This is a genomic window from Butyricimonas sp. BSD2780061689_150309_C8 (assembly GCF_015560935.1).
In the GTDB taxonomy this organism is placed as follows: domain Bacteria; phylum Bacteroidota; class Bacteroidia; order Bacteroidales; family Marinifilaceae; genus Butyricimonas; species Butyricimonas paravirosa.
Map to the genome: position 1 here is coordinate 1 of NZ_JADMSV010000007.1, position 20637 is coordinate 20637.

Below are 20637 nucleotides of genomic sequence, written 5' to 3' on the forward strand. Positions count from 1 at the left end.
ATAAAATCACTATATTTGTGAATAAAATTTAATAATAATAATGGCATACCTGTAGAATTTTATGCACGTGTATAAAGGGATGATCTGGCTATTTCTGGGGAAAATTTAAAGGGGGGCAATTTAAGTTGGATTCTAGGGGTCAATTACATTGGAATTTCCAGTTTCTTTTCTTAAAATGTTTTGTGTCATGATGCTTTATTTATTTAATAGTCCATACTTGTAAAAAAACTTCTCTGCCCATTTGCCACGTACACCCCAAACCAAGGCTCCGTTTATTTTCATGAACGTGCTTTGTTTCACCCGGTCAAATTCGACGTAGACTTCCTCGATACCGTTTTGTCCCATTTGTGACCGGGTAACGCTAATGATGTCTTTTTTTATCTCATTTTTCATATTGTTTCAGTAGTTCCGGTTAATAACTTCACGGCAAAACGAGCGGGGAAAGAGGTAGCGTTAAGTTTCTCCAACGTGTAATCCTTGTACATATCGACAACTTGTCGAGTACCCCACACGGAAGGATGTTTTTCCAAAACGGAAGTAAAATCCATGTTTCTGATGTCGATTTGTTGCCGTACCCAATTCCAGTATCTCCGGTCTGATTTGAAAATGTTTGCTTTATCTCCCGGGTATCGGTTCTCTGCAGCTTTGCAGCCGATTTCGAGTATAATCATGTTATACTCGTAGTCATTTACTTCTAGAATCTTTTTGATCTCCATAATCACGTTTTAAATGCCGTTTAAATGGTGTTTAAATTCTCGAATTCTCGCTTGTATAAGTCTAGGTCTATCTCGCATCCTTGTATCTCGGCGGCTCTTTGGAGGCTAACGAGAGTGTCATTTAAATCACGATAATTAGTTACCGTTTTGCAGATGCGATTGATCACGTACTGGTTGTTCACGCCAATTTCTTTGCATATATTACTTATTTCACTACTGTCTATCTCCCCGAGGAACTTCGTTTTGCTTCCGGCTAGAAACCGGGAATATATTTGTGGGGCAATCCCTTTCTCGGTATCATTCATGTTTTTAATTTTTCTATGCCAGTTAGGAGTCCCGAGCACCATAAAAGCGCATTGACCTTTTAAACTATCATACAATGCTTTTATTCGTCCCCATGCGGCAAGTTTTAAATTCTCTGCCTCGTCAAAAACAAGGATTGGTTTCACGTTACATTCTGCCAAGAATTTTAATTTCGTTTCAATGGCTCTCCTGATGCGGCTTTGTGACATCTCATCACTTACGGGAACGCCGATTTCGATGGCAATATATCTTATGAAGTCACGTAAGTTGAAGTCATTCGCGCAAGTTATTATGAATGACCCCATCGGGTATTTATCTCGCATTTTTTGAATTGCGTAAGTTTTACCCGATCCCGTTGCTCCTATGATTGATTTTGTCGTGCTGCCACTCTTGGCTTCTATAAAATCATTTTCAATATCAAGGTATTGCTCGGTTTCAAAGGCTCGCCAGTACTTGTTGTCTAGTTCGTAACCGATAAATTTTGCGATCCTGTTAAAGTACAAGTCTTTTATCACGGTGTTGTTGAAAACAAACTTTCCTGTTATCAGCCCGGTAATCATCGCATCAATGTAGGCGATGTTCACTTTCGCATCTTTCGCTAGTCTGTTGCGGCTGTAAGTTTTACTGTCGCCCGTTATGTCCATGTGCGCAACGTATTCTTGCATACGCTCCACTATGGTTGCTTTTTGATCCTCTGTTAGTTTCATATTTTTATTTTTATAATTTATTATTCAGTTTGTCCCGGCGTTCTTTCAAGTATTCTTTGCGTGATTTCTTGGGTGTTGAAGTTTTTTCCTCTATTGGTTCGGTCTTTTCCCCGTAGAGGTCAGCTTCTGCCGCGGATAATGTTGCCTTGTCATAGAACTTGTACCCGAGTTTCATGATTTCTTCGGAATTCATCAAGGAGGCAGCGGCTTCCCGTTTTTGTTTTGCTCGTTTTTGTTGTTCTTTCTTGATAGTTAGCCGTTTGTTTATCTCCGCTTTCTCGTCTTCCTTGTAATCTTGAACGGCGTATGCCATGCGATCCTTTTCGAGAGCCCATGCCACGAATCGACGGGTATTATCGGCTTCCTCCTTGTAGAGGGCAACCCGGGAGCGATTAAGCGGGTCAAAGCGTATGTAGAATTTTTGTCTTATGTACTTGCAAGCGAAATCACAGTCCGGGGTGTATCTTTCCGGGAGTTGATCGTTTTTAAAATCAAACTCGTATCCTTCCGCAACCTCGTACACTCTCTTTATCTTGTTTTCTACCCATGATATCCCTTCTTTTGCGTAAACACATTCATTCTCGTTCCACTCCCAAAACATGTTAATCCAATCGAGGGCGACAATTTCTTGCGTGTCGGGGTTTTGACTGCCGAAATATTTCTCTTTCGGTGTCTTCCCGTCCTTCCCGGGGGTATTGTTTACCACGTGCAAGAACCATTCTTGTAACTCGATTGTTTCTTGCTTGTTTTTTAGTGAGTTTGTTTTGTACAAAGACTCTATAAAATCCTCGTTGAGATGATTGTTTATATTTTTAGACTTGATATTCATCCCGGTAAAACCGTCTGCGTATCTCATGTGTTGATCTTGCAGGTTCTTGAAACAACGTTCGATAATTTTACTTTGCCCGTTGTTCGGCATGGCAGGAAAGTGTAATGTCGTCAAGCGTTTAAAATAGTTGTTTGATTTATCTCCATCGTATTGCATCTGAAAGGGTAAACGATACTCGGAACGAATTACCGCCATGCGGAAAGCACGTTGCACGCTTCCCATGTTGTCCGACTCTTCGGATATATCCCAACCAAGCCAATAACCGGAATGGGCGTCCACGATCGCGTAAACGTTCAATTTTGCAGCCTTGCCGGAAGGGGTGATATAGAAAAGGTTGACTTTTGTACCATCACCGCACCACACGGCATCTCTCGTGCTTGGTCTGTAACGTAGTATCGTGTAACCGAATAGGTTTTTCCATGCTTGCACTCCATGACGGGCTAGATACCACACTTGCATCACCTCGGGAATGTTGAGATTGTATTTCACGCAACTTTCACTGATTACGGCGGGCTTGTCTTTTATCGTCCACTCGTTTTGTAGCACGATCTCGTTATATAGCTTAGTCACTCTCGCGTAGTCCGGTTTATGCGGATCGCTATACAAGTCTATCAACACTTGTAAACGTTCATCATCTACTTTTCTTGCCCCGGTGTTGCCGAACTTCCCGGAAACAAGGGCTAGGATACCCTCCTTCTCGTATTCTTGTTGTCGGCGATGACAAGCGTTATAATTTTTAGGCAACTTTGCCCCATCCGGAAATTCCGGGGTTGGATTATTGGCTAGTGTAATACATATATTACGAAATTCTTTAATGCTTTTGACTCTAAGTCTTTTTAGCGTGTTGTGATTATACTTGTAAACATCCTTGTGCATCAAACGTAACCAACGGGATTGGTATAACAATAAGCAGATGTAATCATCCGGCAATTTTGTCCGTTTCTCGCTGTTTATTTCGCCGTTCGTTATGTCCACTTTTTCTCGGGTTATAACGAAACTTGCTAGTTCTTCTTTTTCATCTTGTCGAACGGGGGGAAGTAATTCTCGAATCGTGTTTAACCTTATCCATTCCTCGATTGATAATCCCCCGCAAAGTTCTTTTTGTATAAGATTCTTATACTTGTCTTTTAGACTGTTGTAGTGAATATAAACGACATTGCCGATCTTGTGGTGTTCCCAACAATGAATCAAACCTTGGCGGCAATTCTTTAAAGCTGTTTTTAAATATGTATTACTGATTCCACATTTTTCAAGTTCTGGGACTGTAACACAAATAATATTTTCACTAATACAAGGCATAGTCTTTATTTTTTTTAGTTCCCGGTGGCGGAGTCGAACCGCCACGGCGACCATCCGGGAAAAATGATTACTTTTGAGGTGCTAATTCTAAATTGTAATCATTATGGAAAATTTGATAACCCCTACGATGAAAGATGAGATTCTTTCTATTCTTGTTGCTAATTGTGAGTTAAACAGATGCTTAACTTCTGCACTCCCGAAACCTTTATTAGATATAGCCAAAAGTCGAAATAATCTTCAAGCTATTTTTAATCAATTTTGTAAGTTTGGTTTTTTATCAAGAGGGGTTATCGGTTCAAATTCAATCTCTGTAATTGTTAATATTGAAGCTCATGATTTCCTGTCACGGGGAGGTTTTACAGCCCAAGAAGAAATATTGAAAGCCAATATCAACAAACTAGGTCTTGAACTTGAATCGCTTTCTAAAGAACTTGAACCAAAGTTTGCGGAAAAAGCATCCACGATAATGACCATTGCAAACAATATTCTGTCTGTTGTTGGTGTCTTGGGGCGTTAAAGATTCATGTGACCACGTTTCTAGTTGGCTGAGAATAGATTTATCACGTAAATATTGTGTCGGTTTTTGTTTATCCCTATAAATCTCTTCTCCGTTAACTATAACAATTCGTTCAAAATATGTTACTGGTGTAAAACATGTATGGCTTTTGTGTTCACCTAGATAACTGTTATATATTATTTCTATTTTAAAAGTATTTTTTTCCATTGTGGAATACTTTAAGCGTTAATGAAATTCTCTCGTATTTGGATCAGTTGCTCGGCGGCTTCCTTTACGGCTTGTTTTAGAGTACGTCTTCCTTTCAGTTGGGCTCTAATTGTATTCGCCGTGTAGCGACCTTTTAGTTTTGTGGCTATTAGTTCATAGTCCTTTGGTCTTAATTTTTCGAGTATTTCTTGTATTTCCATTTATTTTCGTAGTTTTGTTTCATTAATTCGATACAAATATAGGATATTGTTTATATAACATCCAAACAAAATCCTATATATTTTACTAATAATAGGAAAATTCTTATATGGAAGTACAGGATCGTATTTTAATGCTGATAGATAGTTTGGGAATGAATAAGAATTCATTTAGTGTATCCATTGGAATACAGCCGCAAACATTGCATCATATTGTAGCGGGTAGACGAACAAAACCATCTTTTGATGTTATTGAAAGGATAATATCAACATATTCCTGTGTAAATCCTTTATGGCTTATAACAGGACAGGGAGAAATGTTTGTTCCTGAAAAAATAGAGTTTGGAGAAAAAGAAAATTCTTCGATAAATGAAGATATACAAGTGATAGTAACAGATAGGGAAGGCTCTGGTACAATTCAAATCCCGATCGTTGATATTGCGGTTGCGGCAGGAACTGGTTGTTACAATCCTAATAATATAGAAGTGGTAGATAGTATTTCGTTACCGGATTCCATGATTAAGCCCGGTGTACAATATCTTTGTGTTCGAGTGAAGGGGGAGAGTATGGCTCCGACGTTGTTGGATAGTTCTTTTCTTGTTATTCGGATGTTGACTCGGGCTGAATGGGCACATTTGGCGGATGAACAAATATATGTATTGTCGGATATGGAAGGAAAGGCTTACGTTAAACGCGTAAAGAATCGTTTTAAGAGAGGTTTTATTGTTTGTATGTCAGATAATCCGGATAAGGCTTATTATCCAAATTTTAATCTTCAAGAGAATGAAATAAATACTATTTGGCATGCTGAATGGTATATTTCGGCGAAGATGCCTAATATCCATCAAACCTATTATAATAAAGTTACCACATTAGAGGATGATATTGCAGATATAAAAAATGAATTAAGAATGATTCATCGTCAACTTGGAGCAGGGATTTGATCTTTTATTAATGATGAAAATATACACTTAAATTATCACCTAGATAGTCTCCTAAATAGTCACCTAGATTTTAATTTTGTATCGTTGGTATTTGGGTTACTAGAATAGTGCGAGAGTGTTTAATCATCGTTTAATCGCTATTTATATGGTGTTTAATCGCTGTTTAAATTGTAGAGTTTTATAGTTAGATTTAAGTTATAGTCCTTGTAGTTTTAATCAAAATCATACTAAATTATACTTTTCGTTTTGTCGGACACTTTTGAAAAAAACGTTGAAACCCCTAGTGATGGCGGGTTTTAGCGAGGTTTTCTCTCGAAGTCCATTTTTATACTTTTCGTTTTGCCCCTTATATTTCAATTGATTTTATAAGGTGTTGATGATTAGTGTTTTGTTGTTTTATTAGAAAAAAGGTGGGGGAAAGTGGTTTAAAGTGGGAAATAATTTTATAACTTTACATCACAAATTAGGGAAGTAATATGTTGTCATTTATTGGAGATTATACATGCAAGCTAGATAGCAAGGGACGAGGGGTTGTTCCGGCTGTTTTCCGGAAGGAAATGCAGGCGGCGGGAGAGGTGTCGTTTGTGATGCGGCGGAATATTTTCGATGAATGTATTGACGTTTACCCGAAGGATGAGTGGTTGAAGTTGATTGCGGGATTGAGGGAGAAGTTGAGCCAGTTTAACCGGGAACAGGTGCGTTTTTTCCGGGAGTTTTTCCGGGGGGCGCAGGAGGTGGAACTGGACGGGAACGGGCGCGTGTTGATTCCGCGTAAGATGCTGGATAGTATCGGTATCGAAGGAGATGAGATCGTGATGGTAGGGCAGGATTCGAAAATCGAGATTTGGGGTAAAATAAAGTATGAAGAGAGTACGATGAATACGGATGAATTTGTACTTTTGACGTCGCAAATCGGTTTGTAGGGCTGATGGATTAATTGCCTATCGACGAGATGTTTATGTTTTTATTTTTTTAACTTTAAATTTGTGTAACCATGTATCACGTGCCGGTATTGTTGGAAGAGTCCGTTTCGGGGTTGAATATTGATCCGGATGGGGTGTATCTTGATTTGACTTTCGGGGGCGGTGGTCATTCGAGAGAGATTTTAAAACGATTGAAAGATGGTTGCCTGATCGGTTTCGATCAGGATTCTGACGCGTTGGCTAACGTGCCGGATGATAGTCGGTTTATTTTTGTGAATCATAATTTCAGGTATCTGCGGAATTTTTTGAGGTACTGCGGGTACGACGAGGCGGACGGGATTCTGGCTGACCTGGGCGTGTCGTCGCACGAGTTTGACGAGGCGGGGCGGGGGTTCTCCTTCCGGTTTGACGCGGAGTTGGACATGCGGATGAACCAGCGGAGCCGACTAAAGGCCACGGATATTCTGAATACATATAGCGAGGAGGATTTGACCCGGATTTTCAGGAACTACGGGGAGGTGGATAACGTGAGACGGTTGGTTGACTTGATCGTGAAGGCCCGGACGGAGAAGATGATCACTCGCTCGGAGGAGTTTTTGCAGGTGATTGCTCCCTGCGTGCCGAAACAGAAGGAGAAGAAGTACTTGGCGCAGGTATATCAGGCCTTGCGTATCGAGGTAAACGGAGAGTTGGAGGCGCTGGAGGATATGTTGAAGGAGGCGGAGCGGGCATTGCGTCCCGGAGGTCGGTTGGTGGTGATTACTTATCACTCGTTGGAAGACCGGATCGTGAAGAACTTTTTGAAGAGCGGTAATTTCGAGGGAAAGGTGGAGAAGGATTTTTATGGTCACGTGAAACGGAATTTCGAGTTGGTGAACCGGAAGGTGATCGTGCCGTCGGAAGAGGAGATCGAAAGAAACCCGAGAGCGAGAAGTGCAAAGTTGCGGATTGCGGAAAAACGAAAAGATGATTAAGTGATTGAGTGATTTATGATTGAGTGATTAAGGGATTGATGAAGTGATTTTAATCACCCAATCATCGAATCGGCAATTACGGAATCTTTTTCATTTTAAACTTTAAATTTTGAATTAATTGCTATGTGGTTTAAGAAAAAGAAGGTAAAGGATTTTGTGCCACCGTTGCAGGAACAGAAGGAGGTGCTGGGGGATTCGATGAAGGAGTTGCTGGACGGGCGTTTGCTGGCGGACACGGTGTTGCGTAAGAACATCGGGTTTATTCTTTTCCTGACTTTTCTGGGTATCGTTTATATCGCTAACGGGTACGCGACGGAGAAGTTGTACATGAAGAAGGTGAGCATGGAGAAGGAGTTGAGTGAGTTGCGTTTCGAATCGATCACGACGGCCTCGGAGTTGATGCGGATCAGTGTTCCCTCGGAGGTGGAGAAACGGATTCAGGAGGCGGGGTTGGATTTAGTGCAGAGTAAGGAACCGCCTACCAAAATCACGAGGTGATTTTGGTAGATAAAAGATAAAAACTAAAAGATAAAAGATAAAAGTGGAAGAAACTACCCCCTCCGGCTCCCCCTTACACAGGGGGAGAGTTGATTACCAAGCGGTTTCTCCCCCTGTGCAAGGGGAAGTTAGTGGGGGTAGTTGGGAAGGGGAAAGATGAAAACTAAAAACTAAGAGATAAAAACTAAAAGATGAAAGATAAAAGATATAATAACAGGTTAAGGACTATCAGGTTTTACGATGGGTATGAACTTTTAGTTTTTAACTTTTAATTTTTAACTATAACATGGCAGCATCTATAAAACATGAATTGGCCGGGCGGTTGGGACTTGTGTACCTGATCGTGATGGTGATTGCTGCCCTAATCGTAATAAAGGCACTGCACGTGCAAATATGGGAGGGGGATAAGTGGAGGAAGATGGGACGTTCGGTGTCGTTTAAAGATTTTGAAGTGGCGCCGAACCGGGGGAATATATACGCGGATGACGGGCGTATTCTGGCGAGTTCGGTTCCTTATTATTCGCTGAGGCTGGATTGTAAGGCGATTCCGGACACGCTGTTCCGGAAGAAGGTGGATAGTTTGTCGATGATGTTGTCCCGCTTTTTCAAGGATGCCCCGACGGCGGAGTACCGGAAGAAGTTGTGGCAGGGGAAGTACGGGGCAAAGCCGAATCGTTATTTGCTTGTGAACAAAAAGAAAATTTCTTATACCGACTTGCTGGAGGTTAAGAAATTTCCTATTTTTCGGGAAAGGGGTACGAAGAGCGGTCTGATTTTGGAACGGGAGAACGTGCGTTTGCAGCCGCACAGGGACTTGGCCTACCGGACGATCGGTTATTTGAACGAGGCGAAGGATGGTAGTTTCGAGGGACGCGTGGGGATTGAAGGGGCTTTCGAGAAACAGTTGCGGGGAGAACCGGGACGGAGTATCCGGCAGATGATGTCGGGACGGTGGGTTTCGGTGACGGTGGATGATCCGGTGGACGGGAATGACGTGGTGACGACGATTAACGTGGAGTGTCAAGATATTGTGCAGGGGGCTTTGACCCGGCAGTTGGAGCATTACAAGGCTAGCGCGGGGACAGCTATCCTGATGAACGTGAAGACGGGAGATATAAAGGCCATCGCGAACGTGTCGAAGACGGCGACAGGGTACCGAGAGGTATTGAATAACGCTATCGGGGATGCTGCGGAACCGGGTTCGGTGATCAAGGCGGCAACGATGGTGGCTCTGTTGGAGGATGGGTATGTTCACCCGGAGGACACGGTTGACTTGGGAAAAGGTATTTACACGCATAACGGGGTGACGTTGCGGGAGTCAAGGTCGCCGATCGGTAAGGTAACTGTGCAGGGAATTTTCGAGCGTTCGCTGAACGGAATCACGGAATTAGTATATGAGCATTACAGACAACAGCCGGAGAAGTTCGTGAACCGGTGGTACGCGATGGGGTTGAATAAAAAGGTGGGGATCGAGCTGGCGGGAGAGGCGGATCCTTATATTAAATATCCGGGAGATAAGACTTGGAGCGGTACCACGTTGCGCTGGATGAGTTTCGGGTACGAGTTGAAGATTACGCCATTGCAGGTGTTGGCTTTTTATAATGCACTGGCAAATGACGGGAAACGGATGAAACCGCGTATCGTGAAGGAGATTCGTAACGGGAGCCGGGTGGTGGAGCGATTCGAACCGGAGGTGGTGAGTAGCCATATTTGCAGTCGGCAGACGGTGGCTTATATGAAACAGATGATGGAAGGGGTGGTAGAGAACGGCTCGGCGAAGAATTTGAAGAACGCGGCCTGCAAGATCGCGGGGAAGACGGGAACGGCAAAGGTGGCCGCGGGGTCGAAAGGGTATAATTCTGAACCGAAGTACCGGGCCAGTTTCGTGGGGTATTTCCCGGCGGACAAGCCGATGTACTCGTGTATCGTGGTGGTGGATAACCCGTCGCGGTCGGTGGGGTATTATGGAAACGTGGTTTCGGGTAGCGTGTTCAAGGAGATTGCCGATAAGATTTACACGATGGCATCGTTGATGGGGGATAATGACGAGGACGAGGAGGAGAAGGACGAAACGTTGCCGATCAGTCAGAACGGGTTGAAGAGTGATTTTCTGGAGATATATAACGAGCTGGGGATTAACGTGACGGAGGATGAGGCGGAGCGTGCCGATTGGGTGATGACTTTGCGGGATAAGGAGGGGACGGAGTTCGTGTTGAAAGCCCGGAGCGTGGATATGACACTGGTGCCGAACGTGAAGGGAATGGGGCTGAGGGATGCGCTGTACTTGTTGGAGAATAGCGGGCTGAAAGTCGGGGTGAGCGGGGTTGGTACGGTGAGTCAGCAATCGTTGACTCCGGGGGGGAAGGTGAGAAGGGGGAGTTATGTGCATATTGAATTAAGATAAAAGATAAAAACTAAAAGATAAAAGTTAAGAGCTAAAAGATAAAAACTAAAAAGTTGGTTTTGTAATATATTTTGAGATGAATTTAAGAGAGCTGTTAGACGGGGTTGCCTGCGAGGTCGTGCAAGGGAGACCGGATGTAGAGGTTAAGATGATACACTTCGATTCGAGAAAGGTCGGAGAGGGGGATTTGTTTGTTGCCCAAAGGGGAGTGAGTGCGGATGGACACGGGTATATCGGGAAGGCCGTGGCGGCAGGAGCCGTGGCGGTTGTCTGTGAGGAGGTACCGGGAGAGTTGAAAGAGGGGGTAGTTTACGTGAAGACGGGTAATTCTTCGGAGGCGTTGGGGGTGATGGCCTCTAATTTTTACGGGAACCCGTCACGCCGGATGAAGGTGGTCGGGGTGACCGGGACGAACGGGAAGACGACGACGGCGACGCTGTTGTACGAGCTGGTGTGTTTGCTGGGAAGGAAAGCGGGGCTTTTGTCAACGGTGTGTAATTATATCGGGGACGAGAGGGTTCACGCTACTCACACGACTCCGGACGCGATGGAGATGAACGAGCTGATGGGGCGGATGGTGGATGCTGGGTGCGAGTATTGTTTCATGGAGGTGAGTTCGCACGCTATTGACCAAAGGCGGATTAGCGGGTTGGATTTTGATGGGGCGATTTTCTCGAATATCACGCACGATCATCTGGATTATCACAAGACTTTTAAAGCGTATATCGAGGCGAAGAAGGCGTTTTTTGACCGCTTGCCGAAGAAGGCTTTCGCATTGACGAACGGAGATGACAAGAACGGGATGGTGATGTTGCAGAACACGGCAGCCCGTAAATATACTTATTCCTGTAAGCGGATGGCGGATTTTAACTGTAAGACGTTGGAACGGCATCTGGACGGGACGTTATTGTTGCTGGATGGCAGCGAGGTGTGGACGAGGTTCGTGGGGGATTTTAATGCTTATAATTTGCTGGCGGTTTACGCAAGCGCACGGTTGTTGGATTTCGGGAAGGAGGAGTTGTTGCCCGTGATGAGCATGCTGGTGCCGGTGTCGGGGCGTTTCGAGACCATTTTATCGAACGAGGGGGTGATGGCTATCGTGGATTACGCGCACACGCCGGACGCGTTGGAGAACGTGTTATCGACGATCGAGGGGCTGAAGAAAGAGGGGACGGTGATCACGGTGGTGGGTGCCGGGGGTGACCGGGATCGGACGAAACGGCCGGAGATGGCGGAGGTTGCCTGTCGGTTGAGTGACCGGGTGATTCTGACGTCCGATAACCCGCGAAGTGAGGAACCTGCCGCGATAATCGAGGATATGCGTGCCGGGGTGCCGGACGAGGCGGCGGGCCGGGTGCTGGCGATTACCGATCGGAAGGAGGCGATTCGTGCGGCGTTGATGTTGGCGAAGAAGGGGGACATCGTGCTGGTGGCCGGAAAGGGACACGAGGATTACCAAGAGATAAAGGGTGTGAAACATCATTTTGATGATAAAGAGGTTATTAAGGAAATATTTAAGTTGTAGGTCATGTTTTATCATATCTTTGATTATTTAGAACAGTTTGATTTCCCGGGAGCGGGGATGTTTCAATATATCACGTTCCGGTCGGCTTGCGCGGTGATTTTGTCATTGTTGATTGCCACGGTGGTGGGAAAGCGCATTATCCGTATTTTGCAGAAGCAACAGGTCGGGGAGGAAATCCGGGACTTGGGACTGGAAGGGCAGATGCAGAAGAAGGGAACACCGACGATGGGCGGGGTGATTATCCTGCTGGCGATTTTGGTTCCGGTGGTTTTGTTTGCCCGGTTGGATAACGTGTATATCCAGTTGATGATTGTTTCGACGATCTGGTTGGGGCTGATCGGTTTTCTGGATGATTATATCAAAGTGTTCCGGAAGCACAAGGAGGGGTTGAAGGGACGTTTCAAGGTGATCGGACAAGTGGGTCTGGGGCTGATCGTGGGAGTAACTCTTTACGTGAGCGATGACGTGCTGATCCGGGAGAAGGTTTCCATTTCGGAAGTCGGGGTGGTGACAAGTACAGTAGATGAAGGTTTTGTGTCCGAGACGAACCAGACCGTTTTGACGAAAGATATAAAATCGACCAAGACGACGATACCTTTTTTCAAGAATAACGAGTTTGATTACGCTTGGTTCGGGGCGCTTTTCGGGGACTATGCCGAGGAGATCGGTTGGATCGTGTTTATTATTATCACGATTGTGATTGTTACGGCGGTGTCGAACGGGGCAAACCTGACGGATGGATTGGACGGATTGGCAACGGGGACTTCGGCTATCGTGGGGGCGACGTTGGGTATTTTGGCGTACGTGTCGGGTAATATGGTGTATGCGGATTACTTGAATATCATGTATATTCCACATTCGGGGGAGCTGGTGGTGTTTATTGCCGCGTTTATCGGGGCGACGATCGGGTTCCTGTGGTATAACTCGTTTCCGGCTCAGGTGTTTATGGGTGACACGGGGAGTTTGTCGCTGGGGGGAATTATTGCCGTGTTCGCAATCATGATTCATAAGGAGTTGCTGATCCCTATCCTGTGTGGTATTTTCCTCGTGGAGAATTTGTCGGTGATGATGCAGGTCAGCTATTTTAAATATACCAAGAAGAAGTTCGGGGAGGGACGACGGATATTCCTGATGTCCCCGTTACATCACCATTTCCAGAAGAAAGGGATTCCGGAACCGAAGATCGTGACCCGGTTCTGGATCGTGGGAATCGCACTGGCGGTGATAACGATTGTGACGTTGAAAATACGATAAGAAAAGTTTAGAGTTTAAAGTTAGTATAATAATATGATTGAGAGTCTGAGGATGTAAGAAATTACATTTTCAATTTTCAATTTTCAATTTTCAATTGACATGAAACGTTTGGTTATTTTAGGCGGAGGAGAAAGTGGAGCGGGAGCTGCCAAGTTAGGAAAGAAGTTAGGGTATGAGGTTTTTTTGTCGGACAAGGGGAAGTTGGCCGACAAGTATAAGCGTGTGTTGGAGGAATTGGGGGTAGAGTATGAAGAGGGGCAACACACGGAAGGACGCATTTTCGCCGCAGATTTGGTGGTGAAGAGTCCGGGTATTCCGGATAAGCTGCCGATGATCGTGGGGCTGAGGGAGAAGGGAATCGAGGTGATTTCCGAGATCGAGTTTGCGGGACGGTACACGGATGCGAAGATGTATTGTATCACGGGGAGTAACGGGAAGACGACTACTACTTTGTTGTTGTATCATATATTGGAGAAGGCCGGGTATGATGTGGGACTGGCCGGGAACGTGGGAAATAGTCTGGCGGCACAGGTGGCTGACGATTTGCACCGGGTGTACGTGGTGGAGTTGTCTAGTTTTCAGTTGGACGGGATGTTCCAATTCCGTTGTGACACGGCGATATTGACGAATATTACACCGGATCATCTGGATCGGTATGATTATAAATTTGAGAATTACGCGAATTCGAAGTTCCGGATATTGAATAATATGCGGAAGGAGGATTTGTTTATATATGGTTATGACTGCGAGGTCGTGCGGGAGAGAGTGGAACGGGGGGATATTGTGCCGGAGGCAGTCGGGTTCACTTACTCGGATTACGCCGGGGTGAATGCTTACATGGATGGGGACACGGTGGTGGCCCGTTGGGGAGATCGGGAGTTCCGGATTGCCAAACAGGAGATCACGATTCAAGGACGGCATAACGTGTATAATGCGATGGCAGCAATATTAGCCGCATTGAAGGCCGGGGTGAGTGACGAGGATTTGAGGAAGGGGTTGACAACCTTCCCGCAGGTGGAGCATCGTTTGGAGACGGTGGACGTGGTGAATGGTGTCACTTATATTAATGATTCAAAGGCAACAAACGTGGATTCGGCTTGGTATGCTTTGGATAGTATGCACGCTCCGGTGGTGTGGATTGCGGGAGGGACGGATAAAGGAAATGATTACAGCGTGTTGTTTGATTTGGTGAAGGAGAAGGTGAAGTTGTTGATTTGTATGGGAGTGGATAATAAGAAGTTGATAGAGGCGTTTTCGCCGATCTGCGAGGTGGTGGATACTCATAGTCTGGATGAGACGATGGAAGTGGCTTATCACCGGGCAGAGAAGGGGGATGTGGTTCTGCTTTCGCCTTGTTGTGCTAGCTTTGACTTGTTTAAGAATTACGAGAATAGGGGGGAGATGTTTAAGGAGAAGGTGAGAAAGTTAAAAACTAAAAGATAAAAACTAAAAGTTGAAAGACGAGAGGATTCTGTGATTGCCGATTTAATGATTAGGTGATTTTATAATCACTTAATCGGAGATCACTAAATCATAAATCATAAATCGAGAAATCAGTATGTTGAATCTAAAGAATAAGGTGGTATTTAAAGGGGATCGGACGTTGTGGTACGTGGTCATCGGGTTGATGTTGGCCTCGTTGATCGTGGTGTATTCTTCGACGGGGAGTCTGGCGTTTCGTGTGCGGGGAGGGAATACCAGTTATTATTTGATTAAACAGTTGTTTTTGATGTTTGGGTGTATGGTGGTGATTCTGACGTTGCAGTCGTTTCACTACAAGTACTTCCTTTCGTTTGCCAAGATCGTGCTGGGGATGTCGTTGATATTCCTGTTGTGGGCGAAGTTTGCGGGAACGACGTTGAATGATGCGGGGCGTTGGGTGACGATTCCGGGAATCGGGTTCACGTTCCAGCCTTCGGAAATGGCGAAACTAGGGATTATTATGTACTGTGCCCGTGCGATTGCTTTTGAACAAACGGAGGAGTGTTGTAGCAATAATGTGTTATGGCGGATGACGTTAGTGGTGCCGGTGCTGTTTTTGATTTTTATGGAGAATTTCTCGACATCGGCGTTGCTGGGCGGGGTTTGTTTGGTGATGTTGTTTGTCGGTCGTTTATACTGGAAGACGTATGCGAAGTTGATCGGGGTGATCGTGGGGTTGATGATTCTGATGCTGGCGGTTGTTTTTATCGTTCCGGAAAAACATTTGAAGTCTGCGGGACGTTTGCTGACGGTGAAAAGCCGTATCGAGCATTTCGTGAACCCGAGCGAGACGGACAGTGACGATTCGTACCAGTCGGATCAGGCGAAGATTGCCGTGGCAAAAGGAGGATTGATGGGGCTGGGACCGGGAAATAGCGTGCAGCGGAATTTCCTGCCTCACCCGTATTCGGATTTTATATTTGCTATTATTGTGGAGGAATACGGGCTGGTCGGGGCCGGGATCGTGATGTTGCTTTACCTGATTATTTTGTACCGGGTAGGGGTGATCGTGCGACGTTGCACGAGGATGTTCCCGGCGATTCTGGTGGCCGGATTGGGGCTGTGTATCGTGTTTCAAGCATTGATTAACATGGGGGTTTGCGTGGGCCTTTTCCCCGTGACCGGGCAGCCGTTACCACTGGTGAGTATGGGGGGTACCTCTCTGTTGTTCACGAGTGCGTCTTTCGGGATGATATTGAGTGTCAGTCATACTTTCTCGGAAGAGGGAGAACGGGAAGAGAAGGAGAAACTAAAGATGGCCGCTCAAGGTATAAACGAGGAAGAAGAGAACGAGGAAAATTGAACATGAAGATATTTGAGATATGAAGAAAGTAATTATTAGTGGAGGCGGAACGGGAGGACATATATTTCCTGCCCTTTCTATCGCGAATGCGCTGAAACGGTTGAATAAGGATATTGAGATTCTGTTCGTGGGGGCAGAGGGGAAGATGGAGATGGAGAAGGTACCGGAGGCCGGGTATAAGATCGTGGGATTACCGGTGAGAGGGTTACAACGTAAGTTGACGTTGAATAATTTGAAGGTGCTGTGGAATTTGTGGCGGAGTTTGAAGAAGGCCAAACGTGTGGTGCGGGAGTTCAAGCCGGATGTAGTGGTTGGTGTTGGAGGGTATGCCAGTGGACCGATTGGAAAGGTGGCCACGAATGCGGGTATTCCGTTGGTGTTACAGGAGCAAAATTCTTACGCCGGGGTGACCAATAAGTTGCTGGCAAAGAAGGCTGCCAAGATTTGTGTGGCTTACGAGGGAATGGAACGCTTTTTTCCAAAGGAAAAGATTATATTTACGGGGAATCCGGTGCGGAAGGATTTGTTGAATGCCGTGAATGAACGGGCGGAGGGGATTGCTTTCTACGGGCTGGATGCGAATAAGAAAACGGTGCTGGTCACCGGAGGTAGTTTGGGTGCCGGGTCGATTAACAAGGCTATGGTGAGATGGTTGGAGAAGATTGCGGGGTGGAAGGACGTGCAGGTGATTTGGCAGTGCGGGAGTTATTACCACAAGGAGCTGGAAGAACAATTGAAGGGACGTATGCCGGAAAACGTGAAGTTTATGCCGTTTTTGAAACGGATGGATTTGGCGTATGCCTGTGCTGATTTGGTGGTGGCAAGAGCGGGTGCAGGTACGATTTCGGAGTTGTGCTTGCTGGGAAAAGCCGTGGTGTTAGTGCCCTCGCCTAACGTGGCAGAAGATCACCAGACGAAGAATGCCATGGCGCTGGTGAATAAACAAGCTGCCGTGATGGTGAAGGATGCCGAGGTGGTGGAGCGTCTGGGAGAGGTGATGGAACGTCTGTTGCAGGATGACGGGGAACGGAAAAGTTTGTCCGAGCATATATTGACGCTGGCAATGAAGGATTCGGATGAGGTGATTGCGAGGGAAATATTGAAGATAGTTTAAAGTGTAGAATGTAAAATTTAGAATTGAATGGTCTGCCATTTTAAATTTTAAATTTTAAATTTTAAATTCATGGTATGGATATTAAGAATATAAAGGCGGTGTATTTCGTGGGTATCGGGGGGATTGGAATGAGTGCGTTGGCTCGTTATTTTAAGGTGATGGGTTACGAGGTGGCAGGATATGACCGGACACCGTCACCGTTGACACGAAAAATGACGGATGAGGAAGGGTTTGAGATTACTTACGAGGATGACGAGAAGGGAGTTCGGGAGGTTTTCCGGGATAAGGAGCATACGTTGGTGGTATATACCCCGGCGGTACCGCAGGAAAATCGTATTCTTAGTTTTTTCCGGGATAACGGGTACGCTTTGCATAAACGGGCGGAGGTGCTGGGATTTTTGTCCCATAGTAAAAAAGCGCTTTGCATTGCCGGGACGCACGGAAAGACGACGACCACGACGATGCTGGCTTTTCTGTTGAATCGTTCGCACGTGGGATGTAGTGCTTTTCTAGGGGGAATTTCCTCTAATTTCGGTACGAATTTGTTGATTGATAAGGATTCGGATTACGTGGTGATCGAGGCGGACGAGTATGATCGTTCCTTTTTGCATTTACATCCGGAGATTGCGGTAATTACGGCTATGGATGCGGATCATCTGGATATATACGGGACGCACGAGCATTTGATCGAGGCTTTCGAGGAATTTGCCTTGCAGACACGAGGTGAGTTGTTTTTACGTAAGGGGTTGGAATTGAAAAAAAGAACGATTACCGGGTATTATGCTGCCGGGGAGAAAGCGGATTATTATGCCGATCGGTTGCGAGTGGATAACGGGAGTTACTTGTTTGATTATATCGGGAAAGATGTGGAGATAAGGGATTTGAGGATGTGTTTTCCGGGGCGGGTGAACGTGGAGAACGCGACGGCTGCAATCACGGTGGCTTTGTATGCAGGAGTGACACCGGAAGAGATTCGGGAGGCTTTGCCTTTGTTTAAAGGGGTTTCCCGTAGGTTTGACGTACACGCAAAGAGTGACCGATTGATTTATATTGACGATTACGCTCATCATCCGCGGGAGATTGAGGCGTCTCTTTCTTCTATTCGGGAGATGTGGCCGGATAAGAGGTTGACGGTAGCTTTTCAGCCTCATTTGTACTCACGGACAAATGATTTTTACCCGGAGTTCGCGAAGAGTTTGAATCTTGCGGATCAGGTGATCCTGTTGGATATTTACCCGGCACGGGAGCAACCGATTCCGGGGGTGACATCGGGGCTGATTGCCGAGCGACTGACGGTGCCATTCGTGCGGGTGACGAAGGAAGAGTTTCCGGAGTACGTGAAGGAGAACGTGAAGGAGGGAGTTTTTATGACCGTGGGAGCCGGGGATATAGATCGTTTTATTCCGATTTTCACGGAGATGTTTGGAGGGACGGATTGCTGATCGGGGTTACAGGTTTGGATGTAATGGATAAGAGACGAGAATTTGAATTAGAAATTTTAAATTTGTAGGCTGGGAATAGAGATGAAACGCATTTTACCTTACATATTATCTTGCATTTTGCTTGTATACCTGATAATTGTGCTTACCTTTGTGGCGACAAAATCGGGGGAGGTAACATGTAGAGGGGTACGGGTGGCTGTCAAGAATACGGATGTTAACGTGTTTGTCGATGAGGAGGATGTTATGAAGGCGATAAAGAAGGGGTACGGAGACATTATGGACAAAAGTATATTGGCGGTGAATAAAGATAGTTTGGAAAGGGTGCTTGTCAAGAATCCGATGATTAAATCGGCTCAGGTTTACTACAGTTTAGACGGTTATATTCATGTAAATATCCAGCAACGTGAACCTGTTTTGAGAGTACTAACGGGTGAAGGGTATTACGTGGATCGTGACGGGAGAGTGATGCCGTTGTCTTCTAAGTTTACTTCCAGGGTTGTTGTAGCAACCGGTGATATAAATAAGAAATTCGCTTGCGAGAAACTGGGTCCTTTCGCAATGAAATTGAAGAATGAACCATTTTGGGACGCGTATATCGAACAACTGGTTGTGAGGTCGAACGAGGATGTTGTGATGATTCCTAAAGTGGGGGATTTCCGGATCGTGTTGGGAAAGGTGGATGATTGCGAGGCGAGGTTGGAGAAGTTGATGTTGTTTCTGAAGGACGGTATCACGAAAAAAGGGTGGAATCGTTACAAGGAGATCAATTTGAAGTTTGACAACCAAGTTGTTTGTGTTAGAAAATAAAATATTAGATATTATGGGGTTTGTAGCTTCTTTGGATATGGGGTCTGGAAAAATGGTGATGGCTCTCGGAGAAAAGTCCGGGAGTGATTGTCGTTTGGTCGGTGTCATAAGTATTGCTTCACAAGGAGTTAAACGGGGTAAAATTGTTGATAAGCTTCGGGCAAAAGCGTGTATCCAGCGTTTGTTGGATCGTTTTAAGAGCGAGTATGAGGTTCATATTGATGCTTTGAATGTTGCTTTGAGCGGGGCGTGGGTGAAACAGATTGAAGACCGGGAGAATATCAAGTTTTCTCGTCCGAAGAGTATAGATCAAGGGGATTTGCAGGAGATGGAAAAAAAGTGTCGGAGCGTGGTGGGGGCCGGTGATGAGGAAGTGGTGGATGTCGTTCCGTTCGCTTATTACGTGGATAAGGAGAGTGAGGTGAACCCGGTGGGAGTTACGGCGAAACGGTTGGATGTCCATTATCACGTGTACGTGGCAAGGAGTAGTGAGTTGAGGGATTTGAGGGATATGTTTGCCAACCTAGGGGTTGATAAGATAGATTTTTATTCGATGGCCGGGGCCGCGCAGAAGGCTTTGATCACGGCAGGATCGGATATGTTTAATTTCGCTTTGCTTGATTTGGGTGCGGATAGTATCAAAGTACAGGTTTTCCAAGACGGGCTTGTTTATTTTGACGAGGAGTTGCCATTGGGATGCAGCACGATTGACGGGGATATAAATACAGCATTTTCGATTAATGATATGGAGAAGGCACGCAAGCTGAAAGAAGAGTTCGGTATGGCGTTGCGGGCATCGTGCAAGAACCGGAAGATTATGATTCCCGATACGAAGTATTGTATTGATAGTCATGATTTGGTACACGTGGAGCAATCCCGTTTGGAGGAGTTGTTGGAAGGGGCTATTTTTCAAATGCAGGAAAGTGGTTGCTACGAGGATTTGGATGACGGGATTTTGTTGACCGGAGGAGGTTGTCAGGTGGCAGGGATTGAGGTGTTGTTGTCCAAGTTGTCGGGACATTCGGTCGGATTTGCAAAGGTGGCAAGTGTTAAAGCGGATCGGGAGGCTAGTTTGAAGTCCCCAGCGTATTTTACGGCTTTGGGACTGTTGCAGTGTGAACGTCGGGAGGTGAAAAAGCCTAAATCCGGTGGATGGTTTAGTAATTTTTTTAAAGAATAAATGATATAAGAC

At 45.5% G+C, this 20637-nt stretch carries 19 protein-coding genes; 14 read left to right on the forward strand and 5 right to left on the reverse strand.

Features of this window, described 5'->3' with window-relative positions; all coding sequences use genetic code 11:
• Positions 1-195 precede the first annotated feature (195 nt).
• The 4 genes from I2I33_RS07930 to I2I33_RS07945 are packed head-to-tail and all read right to left on the reverse strand — an operon-like array spanning position 196 to position 3854.
• Entirely contained in the window at positions 196-393 is a 198-nt protein-coding gene (locus tag I2I33_RS07930; protein ID WP_087420599.1) for a hypothetical protein, read from the reverse strand.
• On the reverse strand, positions 390-716 hold the full coding sequence (locus I2I33_RS07935; protein WP_087420598.1) for a hypothetical protein: 327 nt from the start codon (positions 714-716) through the stop codon (positions 390-392). The genes I2I33_RS07930 and I2I33_RS07935 overlap by 4 nt, the downstream gene beginning before the upstream one ends.
• 20 nt (positions 717-736) lie before the next feature.
• On the reverse strand, positions 737-1726 hold the full coding sequence (locus I2I33_RS07940) for an ATP-binding protein (RefSeq protein WP_087420597.1): 990 nt from the start codon (positions 1724-1726) through the stop codon (positions 737-739).
• Between the two features lie 10 nt (positions 1727-1736).
• Entirely contained in the window at positions 1737-3854 is a 2118-nt protein-coding gene (locus tag I2I33_RS07945) for a hypothetical protein (RefSeq protein ID WP_087420596.1), read from the reverse strand.
• A gap of 103 nt (positions 3855-3957) precedes the next feature.
• Here I2I33_RS07945 and I2I33_RS07950 point away from each other — a divergent pair, with 103 nt between their 5' ends.
• A complete protein-coding gene (locus I2I33_RS07950; protein WP_087420595.1) occupies positions 3958-4371 on the forward strand; it encodes a hypothetical protein in 414 nt (137 codons plus the stop codon).
• 218 nt (positions 4372-4589) lie between these two features.
• On the opposite strand, the gene I2I33_RS07955 is transcribed toward I2I33_RS07950, so the two are convergent.
• Entirely contained in the window at positions 4590-4778 is a 189-nt protein-coding gene (locus I2I33_RS07955) for a hypothetical protein (RefSeq protein ID WP_087420594.1), read from the reverse strand.
• 107 nt (positions 4779-4885) lie between these two features.
• Here I2I33_RS07955 and I2I33_RS07960 point away from each other — a divergent pair, with 107 nt between their 5' ends.
• The 13 genes from I2I33_RS07960 (at position 4886) to I2I33_RS08020 (ending at position 20625) form a co-directional block, all read left to right on the forward strand.
• Complete coding sequence (locus I2I33_RS07960; RefSeq protein WP_087420593.1) at positions 4886-5719, forward strand: S24 family peptidase; 834 nt, start codon at positions 4886-4888, stop codon at positions 5717-5719.
• Between the two features lie 476 nt (positions 5720-6195).
• Entirely contained in the window at positions 6196-6642 is a 447-nt protein-coding gene (gene mraZ, locus I2I33_RS07965; protein ID WP_087420592.1) for a division/cell wall cluster transcriptional repressor MraZ, read from the forward strand.
• Between the two features lie 71 nt (positions 6643-6713).
• Positions 6714-7616, forward strand: a complete 903-nt coding sequence (rsmH, locus tag I2I33_RS07970) for a 16S rRNA (cytosine(1402)-N(4))-methyltransferase RsmH (RefSeq protein WP_087420591.1) — start codon at positions 6714-6716, stop codon at positions 7614-7616.
• A 123-nt stretch (positions 7617-7739) separates the two neighbouring features.
• Positions 7740-8114, forward strand: a complete 375-nt coding sequence (locus I2I33_RS07975; RefSeq protein WP_087420590.1) for an FtsL-like putative cell division protein — start codon at positions 7740-7742, stop codon at positions 8112-8114.
• A 286-nt stretch (positions 8115-8400) separates the two neighbouring features.
• Positions 8401-10518: a penicillin-binding protein gene (locus I2I33_RS07980; protein ID WP_229128235.1), complete on the forward strand. Its 2118-nt coding sequence runs from the start codon at positions 8401-8403 to the stop codon at positions 10516-10518.
• A gap of 76 nt (positions 10519-10594) precedes the next feature.
• Positions 10595-12043: a UDP-N-acetylmuramoyl-L-alanyl-D-glutamate--2,6-diaminopimelate ligase gene (locus tag I2I33_RS07985; protein ID WP_087420589.1), complete on the forward strand. Its 1449-nt coding sequence runs from the start codon at positions 10595-10597 to the stop codon at positions 12041-12043.
• Between the two features lie 3 nt (positions 12044-12046).
• Positions 12047-13297: a phospho-N-acetylmuramoyl-pentapeptide-transferase gene (gene mraY / locus I2I33_RS07990; RefSeq protein WP_087420588.1), complete on the forward strand. Its 1251-nt coding sequence runs from the start codon at positions 12047-12049 to the stop codon at positions 13295-13297.
• 99 nt (positions 13298-13396) lie between these two features.
• Positions 13397-14740 carry a UDP-N-acetylmuramoyl-L-alanine--D-glutamate ligase gene (gene murD / locus I2I33_RS07995; RefSeq protein WP_087420587.1) on the forward strand — a complete coding sequence of 448 codons (1344 nt, stop codon included), beginning with the start codon at positions 13397-13399 and terminating at the stop codon, positions 14738-14740.
• A gap of 115 nt (positions 14741-14855) precedes the next feature.
• Complete coding sequence (locus I2I33_RS08000) at positions 14856-16082, forward strand: FtsW/RodA/SpoVE family cell cycle protein (protein WP_087420586.1); 1227 nt, start codon at positions 14856-14858, stop codon at positions 16080-16082.
• A 19-nt stretch (positions 16083-16101) separates the two neighbouring features.
• Positions 16102-17196, forward strand: a complete 1095-nt coding sequence (gene murG, locus I2I33_RS08005; RefSeq protein ID WP_087420585.1) for an undecaprenyldiphospho-muramoylpentapeptide beta-N-acetylglucosaminyltransferase — start codon at positions 16102-16104, stop codon at positions 17194-17196.
• Between the two features lie 74 nt (positions 17197-17270).
• Positions 17271-18638 (forward strand): UDP-N-acetylmuramate--L-alanine ligase, encoded by a 1368-nt coding sequence (gene murC, locus I2I33_RS08010; protein ID WP_087420584.1) that lies wholly within the window; start codon positions 17271-17273, stop codon positions 18636-18638.
• A 150-nt stretch (positions 18639-18788) separates the two neighbouring features.
• Entirely contained in the window at positions 18789-19445 is a 657-nt protein-coding gene (locus I2I33_RS08015) for a cell division protein FtsQ/DivIB (RefSeq protein ID WP_229782483.1), read from the forward strand.
• A gap of 13 nt (positions 19446-19458) precedes the next feature.
• Entirely contained in the window at positions 19459-20625 is a 1167-nt protein-coding gene (locus I2I33_RS08020; protein WP_087420583.1) for a cell division FtsA domain-containing protein, read from the forward strand.
• The last annotated feature ends 12 nt before the right edge of the window (positions 20626-20637 follow it).

What these genes read in the sequence shown, in the direction of transcription:
- I2I33_RS07930 (WP_087420599.1), bottom strand. Translation starts at nt 393, where the DNA reads ATGAAAAATGAGATAAAAAAAGACATCATTAGCGTTACCCGGTCACAA.
- I2I33_RS07935 (WP_087420598.1), bottom strand. Translation starts at nt 716, where the DNA reads ATGGAGATCAAAAAGATTCTAGAAGTAAATGACTACGAGTATAACATG.
- I2I33_RS07940 (WP_087420597.1), bottom strand. Translation starts at nt 1,726, where the DNA reads ATGAAACTAACAGAGGATCAAAAAGCAACCATAGTGGAGCGTATGCAA.
- I2I33_RS07945 (WP_087420596.1), bottom strand. Translation starts at nt 3,854, where the DNA reads ATGCCTTGTATTAGTGAAAATATTATTTGTGTTACAGTCCCAGAACTT.
- I2I33_RS07950 (WP_087420595.1), top strand. Translation starts at nt 3,958, where the DNA reads ATGGAAAATTTGATAACCCCTACGATGAAAGATGAGATTCTTTCTATT.
- I2I33_RS07955 (WP_087420594.1), bottom strand. Translation starts at nt 4,778, where the DNA reads ATGGAAATACAAGAAATACTCGAAAAATTAAGACCAAAGGACTATGAA.
- I2I33_RS07960 (WP_087420593.1), top strand. Translation starts at nt 4,886, where the DNA reads ATGGAAGTACAGGATCGTATTTTAATGCTGATAGATAGTTTGGGAATG.
- mraZ (WP_087420592.1), top strand. Translation starts at nt 6,196, where the DNA reads ATGTTGTCATTTATTGGAGATTATACATGCAAGCTAGATAGCAAGGGA.
- rsmH (WP_087420591.1), top strand. Translation starts at nt 6,714, where the DNA reads ATGTATCACGTGCCGGTATTGTTGGAAGAGTCCGTTTCGGGGTTGAAT.
- I2I33_RS07975 (WP_087420590.1), top strand. Translation starts at nt 7,740, where the DNA reads ATGTGGTTTAAGAAAAAGAAGGTAAAGGATTTTGTGCCACCGTTGCAG.
- I2I33_RS07980 (WP_229128235.1), top strand. Translation starts at nt 8,401, where the DNA reads ATGGCAGCATCTATAAAACATGAATTGGCCGGGCGGTTGGGACTTGTG.
- I2I33_RS07985 (WP_087420589.1), top strand. Translation starts at nt 10,595, where the DNA reads ATGAATTTAAGAGAGCTGTTAGACGGGGTTGCCTGCGAGGTCGTGCAA.
- mraY (WP_087420588.1), top strand. Translation starts at nt 12,047, where the DNA reads ATGTTTTATCATATCTTTGATTATTTAGAACAGTTTGATTTCCCGGGA.
- murD (WP_087420587.1), top strand. Translation starts at nt 13,397, where the DNA reads ATGAAACGTTTGGTTATTTTAGGCGGAGGAGAAAGTGGAGCGGGAGCT.
- I2I33_RS08000 (WP_087420586.1), top strand. Translation starts at nt 14,856, where the DNA reads ATGTTGAATCTAAAGAATAAGGTGGTATTTAAAGGGGATCGGACGTTG.
- murG (WP_087420585.1), top strand. Translation starts at nt 16,102, where the DNA reads ATGAAGAAAGTAATTATTAGTGGAGGCGGAACGGGAGGACATATATTT.
- murC (WP_087420584.1), top strand. Translation starts at nt 17,271, where the DNA reads ATGGATATTAAGAATATAAAGGCGGTGTATTTCGTGGGTATCGGGGGG.
- I2I33_RS08020 (WP_087420583.1), top strand. Translation starts at nt 19,459, where the DNA reads ATGGGGTTTGTAGCTTCTTTGGATATGGGGTCTGGAAAAATGGTGATG.